At 72.1% G+C, this 7840-nt stretch carries 7 protein-coding genes; 1 reads left to right on the top strand and 6 read right to left on the bottom strand.

The genetic code is table 11. From position 1 onward, the window contains the following. A partial coding sequence (locus C5508_RS18340; RefSeq protein WP_332872205.1) for a hypothetical protein occupies nucleotides 1-482 on the top strand: 482 nt, incomplete at its 5' end. Nucleotides 483-531: 49 nt separating this feature from the next. On the opposite strand, the gene C5508_RS18335 is transcribed toward C5508_RS18340, so the two are convergent. The 6 genes from C5508_RS18335 to C5508_RS18310 all read right to left on the bottom strand — a co-directional run bounded on the left by C5508_RS18335 (nucleotide 532) and on the right by C5508_RS18310 (nucleotide 7246). Then, complete coding sequence (locus tag C5508_RS18335) at nucleotides 532-1299, bottom strand: sulfite exporter TauE/SafE family protein (RefSeq protein WP_104526358.1); 768 nt, start codon at nucleotides 1297-1299, stop codon at nucleotides 532-534. Continuing rightward, the gene (locus C5508_RS18330; RefSeq protein WP_104526357.1) at nucleotides 1296-2075 is read right to left on the bottom strand and encodes a sulfite exporter TauE/SafE family protein; all 780 of its coding nucleotides are present in this window, start codon (nucleotides 2073-2075) and stop codon (nucleotides 1296-1298) included. Before C5508_RS18330 ends, C5508_RS18335 begins: the two co-directional genes overlap by 4 nt. A 95-nt stretch (nucleotides 2076-2170) precedes the next feature. After that, a complete protein-coding gene (locus C5508_RS18325) occupies nucleotides 2171-2374 on the bottom strand; it encodes a hypothetical protein (RefSeq protein ID WP_104526356.1) in 204 nt (67 codons plus the stop codon). Between the two features lie 109 nt (nucleotides 2375-2483). Continuing rightward, on the bottom strand, nucleotides 2484-3068 hold the full coding sequence (locus C5508_RS18320) for a GNAT family N-acetyltransferase (RefSeq protein WP_198598175.1): 585 nt from the start codon (nucleotides 3066-3068) through the stop codon (nucleotides 2484-2486). A gap of 67 nt (nucleotides 3069-3135) precedes the next feature. Next, nucleotides 3136-4620, bottom strand: coding sequence for a GGDEF domain-containing protein (locus tag C5508_RS18315; protein WP_104526355.1), 1485 nt, complete (start codon nucleotides 4618-4620; stop codon nucleotides 3136-3138). 85 nt (nucleotides 4621-4705) lie between these two features. Next, a complete protein-coding gene (locus C5508_RS18310; RefSeq protein ID WP_104526354.1) occupies nucleotides 4706-7246 on the bottom strand; it encodes a DEAD/DEAH box helicase in 2541 nt (846 codons plus the stop codon). Nucleotides 7247-7840 lie beyond the last annotated feature (594 nt).

Raw genomic sequence — 7840 nt, 5'->3', positions numbered from 1 at the left:
ACATACGAGTGTTAGTACTGTCTCGTGGGTTCGGTGATTTGTATAAGAGACAGGCCCCCGCCGCCGGCGGTGACCTCCCCCCCGAGGTGCACGGGACCTCCCCGGTCAGCGTGCGCCCGGCGCCCCGGATGCCACGCCGGGGGCCGCTGACGGTCATGGGCCCCTGGGCGCCCGTGGCGGGCGGACTGCTCGGCCTGGTGGTGGGCGGCATCGTGGCCGCCGTCCTCGGCGGTGTCGCCGAGAGCTTCGAGCAGCGGCTGGCGCTGGTCTTCGTCGTGCTCGGGCTCGGACTGCTCGGCACGGCCGGCACGCTGCTGGCCGACGAGGTGCGCATCGTGCGTCAGCGGTCCCGCGACGCCGGCGTCCGTCCGCAGTGGGTCGAGGCGACGGCTGACCTGGTGAACGGGTTGACCCCGGCCCGGCTGCTCCTGATGGTCGGCGTCGTCGTCCTGGTGCTGGCCGCCTACGTCGGCCGCAGCTGAACCCGTCCGTCCGTTCCGGCCCCCAGCGGGTGCCGGAACGGACGGCGCCTCAGGAGTAGGCCTGGACGCCCAGGTAGAGGGCCAGCCCGAGACCCAGGACGGCGATGATGCGGCGCAGCGCGGTCTGCGGGGCCCGCCGCACGATCCGCGGCCCGAGCAGGCTGCCGGCGAGCAGGCCGATGGCCAGGGGGAGGGCCGCGGACCAGGCGACCGAGGCGAACACGATGAAGGCGATCGCGGCCACCGAGTTCGCCAGCCCGAGGGTGGCACTCCGCAGGGCGTTACCGCGAGGCAGGCCCTCGCCGAGGGTGAGCACGTACATGGCCAGCATCAGCACGCCGGCGGCCGCCCCGAAGTAGCCGCCGTAGATGGCGATCGCGAAGGTGCCCAGCGGGAGCCACCGGGGGTCCCCGTGCCGGCCGTGCTGCTGGGCCCCCTCCGCGGCCAGCTCCTTCGGCGGGCGCTGGAAGAGGATCGCGGCGGAGGCCGCAGCGATCAGCCAGGGCACGATGCGCTCGAACGCGCCGGTGGGGGTGAGCATCAGCAGGGCGGCCCCGGCCGCGCCGCCGAGCACCGCGCCCGCGGTCAGCCGCAGCACCCGCCGGCCCTGCCCGGTGAGCTCGGGCCGTGAGGCGCTCACCGACCCCACGCCCACCAGCACCAGCGACACGGTGTTGGTCACGTTGGCGGTGACGGGCGGCAGGCCGACGGCGAGCAGCGCCGGATAGCTGATCAGCGAGGCAAGGCCGGCGATGCTGCCGACCAGCCCCGCCCCGATCCCGGCCAGCACGAGGAAGCCGAACTCCAGCGCACTCATCGGCTCAGCAGCACCCCGATCGCGATCAGACCCAGGACGACGATCGCCGTCCGCAGCACCGGCTCGGGCAGTCGCCGGCCGTACCGCGAGCTGACGTAACCACCCACGAGGGAGCCGGCGGCCAGCAGCCCGGCCGCGGTCCAGTCGACTCGGTCGGTGGCGACGACGACGTAGGCGCCGGCCGCGACGGTGTTCACCGTCAGCGTCAGCACGTTCTTCAGGGCGTTGAGCCGCTGCAGTGGCTCGGGCAGCAGCAGGCCGAAGAGCCCGATCTGCAGGACGCCCTGGCTGGCGGCGAAGTAGCCGCCGTAGGTGCCGGTCAGGTAGGCGCTCCCGAACAGGCCGGCCAGCCGGCCCGGGCCGATCCGGACGGTCCGCTGCTCTCCCACGCGGCGGCGGGCCAGCGACCGCTGCACCAGCGGCTGGACGGCGACCAGGACGACCGCGAGGGCGATGAGGACCGGGACCACGGCCTCGAACGTCGCGGCGGGCAGGTGCAGGAGGAGGAAGGCTCCGGTCAGGCCACCCAGCACCGAGGCGGGGATCAGGCTGAGCAGCAGACGCCGCTGCCCGCGCAGTTCCTCGCGGTAGCCGATCGAGCTGCTGAGGTTGCCCGCGATCAGTCCGAGGGAGTTGCTGATGGTGGCCGGCACGGGCGGCAGGCCCACGGACAGGAGGACCGGGAAGGACACCAGCGTCCCGGAGCCGACGACGGCGTTGATCCCGCCCGCGGCGAGTCCCGCGGCCAGCACCGCCACCATCTCCCAGCCGGTCATGCGCGCATCGCCGTCGAGACTGTCACGGGCCGGGAGTCACCGGCCGCTCAGCGGGGCGTCGATCTGCTCACACGGTGTTCCCGCAGCGACGGGGGCTAGCGGGAGTTCTGCTGCCTGCGCGCGACGACGACGAGGACGACCAGGACGAGGGCCAGCGGCGCCCATCCCGGCAGCCCGAAGGGGCCGAGGATCAGCGCGGCCACGAAGAGGATGAGCTGGAAGGCCACGTAGAAGCCGACCAGCATGACCACCCAGAAGAGCACGGGTCGTTCGGCCTGCAGCTGGCGCAGGTAGTTCATCGCCCCTCCTCGGGTCTCGACAGGTCGTCCGTCGGTTGCATCGGCAGCACGCGACCGGCACTGGAGCCGACCTCCCCTCCAACTCCTCGCCAGGGGGAGGCGTTCCCGGTCAGGCCGGTGCGGTCACCCGGTCGAGCAGGTCGCCGGACAGCGGTCGGTCGGTGTAGACCAGCCGGACGGCGTCGGGGTCCGGGTTGCCGGCGTCAGGGCCCCGCCACGCCAGCGAGAGTCCCGAGCTCTCGGCCCGTCCCCGCGACTCGACGTTGTGCTCCAGCAGGTAGGCGACCACCGGCAGCTCGGGCCGGACGGCGTGGGCGGCGTCCAGCGCGGCGGCGACCAGTTCCGCGGCCAGGCCGTGGCCCCAGGCGGCCGGCGTGAAGCGGTAGTAGAGGTTCCACCAGGCCGTGCCGACCCGGACCGCGCAGCCGCCGGTGCCCACCATCTGGCCGGCGGCGAGCCCCGTGGCCCGGAGGTCCGACCGCAGCCGCGCCGTCCAGTAGCCGAGCCCGTCGCGAGCCCAGTGGCCGACGGAGTGCTCGATGGCCTCGGCGGTCCGCTCCGGCGAGGTGTGCCGCCCGGAGGGCAGGTGCCGCCAAACTCCCGGATCCGACATCAGGGCGATGTGCTCACCGAGATCCCCGGGAACGACGGCGTCGAGCATCAGCCGGGAGGTCGTCAGGTGCCGTAGGTCCATGGCGCTCATCCTCGCGGTCGGCGTCGCCCGGCCGTCGACCAGCACGTCCCGCCGGGGACCGGGCCGATCAGGCCGGGGTGGGCACCGGCGCGCCGCCGAAGAGCTCGACCCGGTTCTTCCCGGCGTTCTTGGCGGCGTACATGGCGACGTCGGCGTCCTGCAGCGTCTGCGACACGGACGCCTCCAGGGCCGCGACGCCGACACTGGCGCCGACCCGCACCGCGCGGCCGTCGAGCTGGATCGGTGCCGACACCGCCGCGACCAGGCGCTGGCCGAGTGCGCGCGCCTCTTCTCTGTCGCTGCTGCGCACGAGGACGGCGAACTCGTCGCCGCCGAGGCGGGCGCACACATCGTCGGTCCGGATGGTGGCCGACAGCCGGGCGGCGACCTCCTGCAGCAGCCGGTCGCCCGCCGCGTGGCCCAGCTCGTCGTTGACCACCTTGAAGTCGTCCAAATCCAGGAAGAGTGCCCAGCCACCGGCGGTGTCCGTGCCGTCGAGGGCTGTGGTGAACGCCGTCCGGTTGGGTAGCCGGGTCAGGGGGTCGGTCAGGGCCTGGGTGCGCAGTTCCTCGTGCGCCGCCGCGGCCCGCAGGGCCAGCGCGACGTGGTTGAGCAGCGACCGGCCGGCCACGACACCCTCTTCCGGTACGACCTGCGCAGCACCGAGCAGGATCGCGTGGTCGGTCGTCTCGGGCACCGGCAGGGACACCCAGGCGGTCCGCCCGCCGGCCGCGGCGACCAGCTCCGGCGCGGTCGCACATGGGTGCCCCTCGCAGTCGGCGAGGTCGGCCGGGAGCATCGCGCGGGGCAGGGGCGGCGGTGGCTGCTCGAAGGCGCCGGCGTGCCCGACGCTCACGAGGGCATCGCTCTCGGCCCGCACCACGACCGCGCACAGGCCGGGGGTGGCGGCGCACACCGCGGCCCAGGCCTCACCGGCGCGTTCCAGGATGCGCTCGGGATCGGTGAGCCCGAGCAGCTGGGTGCCCAGGGTGGCCAGCGCGCGGTCCCGCTGCCGCGACTGCTCGCGCACGAACAGCTGGCTGGCCAGGTGGCGGGCGACGGCGACGGTCAGGGCCATCAACGGCAGCGTGCCGGCGACCGCGCCGACGTGCTCGGGGGTGGCGCCGTACAGGTGCACGCCGGCCAGGGTGGCGGTGAGCACCCCGGCGCCCACGCCGGCGGCGTGCAGGGCCACGCCCCGGCCACCGCCGTAGACCGAGCGTGCCCAGAGCATGGGGAAGGTCAGGCCCAACGCGGCGGCCGGGACGGCCAGCGGCGCGGTGAACACCGCGAGGGCAGCGACGTCCACGACGTCGCAGGCCACGACCGCGCGGCCGAGCCGGTAGCGCACCACGGTCGAGGCGATGATCGCGATCGAGGCGGCGGCCACGGGCAGCACGCCGCCCACCGGGAGGGTGGGTGCGATCGCCCCGAGCGTCAGGATCAGCGACGCGACGACGCACAGGCCGAAGAGCCAGCGAGTGCGCTCGACGAGTGCGTCGGGTCGGGTCCAGAGCACGCCCGAAGCGGGCGGCAGTCCTGGGGTGGTCATGGCGATCTCCTGGTGGGGGGTTGTTCAGGAGATCGGCGCGTTCGCCTGCCGGCTGCATCACCCGGAGGGGTGGGCCGCGGACGGCTCAGTCCTTGCGGCCGGCGTCGACCAGCCGGATCACCGCCGCACCCTCCTCGTCGGAGGCCTCGAGGTCGACCTCGACGTCGAAGCCCCAGTCGTGGTCGCCCTCGGGGTCGTCGAGGATCTGCCGGACCTTCCAGGTCCTGGGTTCCGACTTGTCCCAGATCAGCAGAGCGGGACCGCGGGCGTCGCCACCGGTCCGCACCTCGGCGTGCTCCTCGAAGTAGCCGCGCACCACCGGCTCCCAACGGTCGGCGTTCCACCCCGAGCCCGAGTCCAGCTCGCCCAGGTCGTACCAGAGCCGCCGGGCCCAGAGCTCCACGCGACGGAAGAGCGCGTTGCGCACCATCGCGGTGAACGCCCGCTCGTTGCCGGTGAGCGGCCGCGGCCGGGCGGGGACGGCGACCTCGGCCACCGGACCCTCGTCGGGGTTGGTCAGCTGCTCCCACTCATCCAGCAGCGAGGAGTCGACCTGGCGCACCAGCTCGCCCAGCCACTCGACGAGATCGGTCACCTCTTCGGTCCGCGCGGATGCGGGCACACCCGACCGCAGGGCCTTGAAGGCGTCGGACAGGTAGCGCAGCACCGCACCCTCCGACCGGGTCAGCCCGTAGGTGTTGACGAATTCACGGAAGGTGAACGCCCGCTCCCACATCTCGCGCACCACGGACTTGGGCGACAGCTGGGCGTCGGCCGCCCACGGGTTGGTCTGCCGGTAGATCTCGAAGGCGTGCGAGAGAAGCTCCTCCAGGGGCTTGGGGTAGCTGACCTCCTCCAGCAGCTCCATCCGCTCGTCGTACTCGATGCCCTCGGCCTTCATCTGCGCGACGGCCTCGCCCTTGGCCTTGTTCAGCTGGGCCGACAGGATCTGGCGGGGATCGTCCAGTGTCGCCTCGATGACGGAGACGACGTCGAGGGGATAGGTGTCGGACTCGGCGTCCAGGAGGTCGATGGCGGCCAGCGCGAAGGTCGACAGCGGCTGGTTGAGCGCGAAGTCCTCGGGGAGGTCGAGGGTGAGGTCGTAGCGGCGACCGTCGGGCTCGGGCTCGGGCAGCCGCTCCAGGACGCCGGCCTGCAGCAGCGACCGCGCGATGCCGATCGCCTCGCGGATCAGCCGCAGCTGCTTCTTGCGCGGCTCGTGGTTCTCGGTGAGCAGTCGGCGCATGGCCACGAAGGGGTCGCCGGGACGGTCGACGACGTCCAGGAGCATCGCCGTCGAGACCCGCATGTGGCTGGTCAGCTTCTCCGGCTCGCCCTCGACCAGCCGGTTCATGGTCGCCTCGCTCCACGGCACCATGCCCTCGGGCGCCTTCTTGCGCACCAGCTTCCGGCGCTTCTTCGGGTCGTCGGACACCTTGGCGAACATCTTGAGGTTCTCGACCTCGTGTTCGGGCGCCTGGACGACGACGGTGCCGGCGGTGTCATAGCCCGCGCGTCCGGCCCGGCCGGCGATCTGGTGGAACTCACGCACCTGCAGCAACCGGGTGCGGGTGCCGTCGTACTTGGAGAGCGCGGAGAAGACGACCGTGCGGATCGGCACGTTGATGCCGACGCCGAGGGTGTCGGTACCGCAGATGACCTTGAGCAGCCCGGCCTGGGCCAGCTGCTCGACCAGCCGCCGGTACTTCGGCAGCATCCCGGCGTGGTGGACGCCGATGCCGTGGCGGACCAGCCGCGAGAGCGTCGTCCCGAAGGCCGACGAGAACCGGAAGCCGCCGATCATCTCGGCGATCGCGGCCTTCTGCTCCTTGGTCGCCACGTTCACGCTCATCAGCGCCTGCGCCCGTTCCAGCGCCGAGGCCTGCGTGAAGTGGACGATGTAGATCGGCGCCTGGGAGGTGTCCAGCAGGTCCTGGATCGTCTCGTGCATGGGCGTCGTCGCGTAGTAGTGGTGCAGCGGCACCGGCCGCTCGGCGTTGGCGACCAGTGCGGTGGCCCGGCCGGTGCGCCGGGTCAGGTCCTCGCGCAGGAAGGTGACGTCGCCGAGCGTGGCGCTCATCAGCAGGAACTGCGCCTTCGGCAGCTCGAGCAGCGGTACCTGCCACGCCCAGCCGCGGTCGGGATCGCCGTAGAAGTGGAACTCGTCCATGACGACGAGCCCGATGTCGGCTCCCGAGCCTTCGCGCAGGGCGATGTTCGCGAGCACCTCGGCGGTGCAGGCGATGATCGGGGCGCCGGCGTTGACCGACGCGTCGCCCGTCAGCATGCCGACGTTGGCCGCGCCGAACACCCCGCACAGTGCGAAGAACTTCTCGCTGACCAGGGCCTTGATCGGCGCGGTGTAGTAGCTGCGCCGGCCCGCGGCCAGGGCCGCGTACTGCGCGCCGGTCGCCACCAGCGACTTGCCCGACCCGGTCGGGGTCGCGAGGACGACGTTGGCGCCGCTGACCAGCTCGATCAGCGCTTCTTCCTGCGCCGGGTAGAGCTCTGTGCCGTTCGACTCGGCCCAGGCGGCGAACGAGGCGAACAGCTCGTCGGCGTCGTCGCCCAGCTTCTGCAGAGCGGTGAGATCGGCGGCGTCGGCGAGCAGGGGAGTGGCGGTCATCGTGTCCCCAGGGTGCCCGATGCCGCCTCCGGGCCGGCGTCGGCCTCCGGGCCGCCTCCCGATCCGATTGGTCACGATTCGGTAACGAACCTTCCGGAGGGGGGTGAAGTGGACCGATGGAGGACGGAAGGTGAACGGCAGGTGAACGAAAGGCGGCGGAACGATGCGCGATGTTGGATGTCCGGAGTGCCGGTGGGTTCCCGTCGTGGACGGCAGCGGCAAGCGTCGGCTGGAGATGCGCTGGCAGCTGTCCGGCCCCGTGACGGCCATGCCGGCCGTCCCGGTGTCGCGCGCCGCGTGACGCCTCCGATCGGGTTCCACCCCGTCCTCGTCGGGTAGCGCGCGGGAAGTCGTCCGGGCCGCAGGGGCCCGGGCCCCGCGCCTCCCGGAGGCAGTCTCTGATACACATCTCCGAGCCAACGACACCGTACCAGACCTCCTATGCCACCCTATGCTTGAAAACAAATGCGCTCGATGTAGAGGCGCAGGTCCCGTTAGGTGAGATAGGCGCGTCGGATGACTCTTATACACATCTTAGAACTCATCAGACTAACGAGAACACCGTACTACGTCTTCTATCAGAAAAACAAAAAA

Origin of the sequence: Blastococcus atacamensis, from assembly GCF_002938425.1 — a bacterium.
In the GTDB taxonomy this organism is placed as follows: domain Bacteria; phylum Actinomycetota; class Actinomycetes; order Mycobacteriales; family Geodermatophilaceae; genus Blastococcus; species Blastococcus atacamensis.
This window is presented reverse-complemented; position numbering and strand designations above follow the sequence as displayed.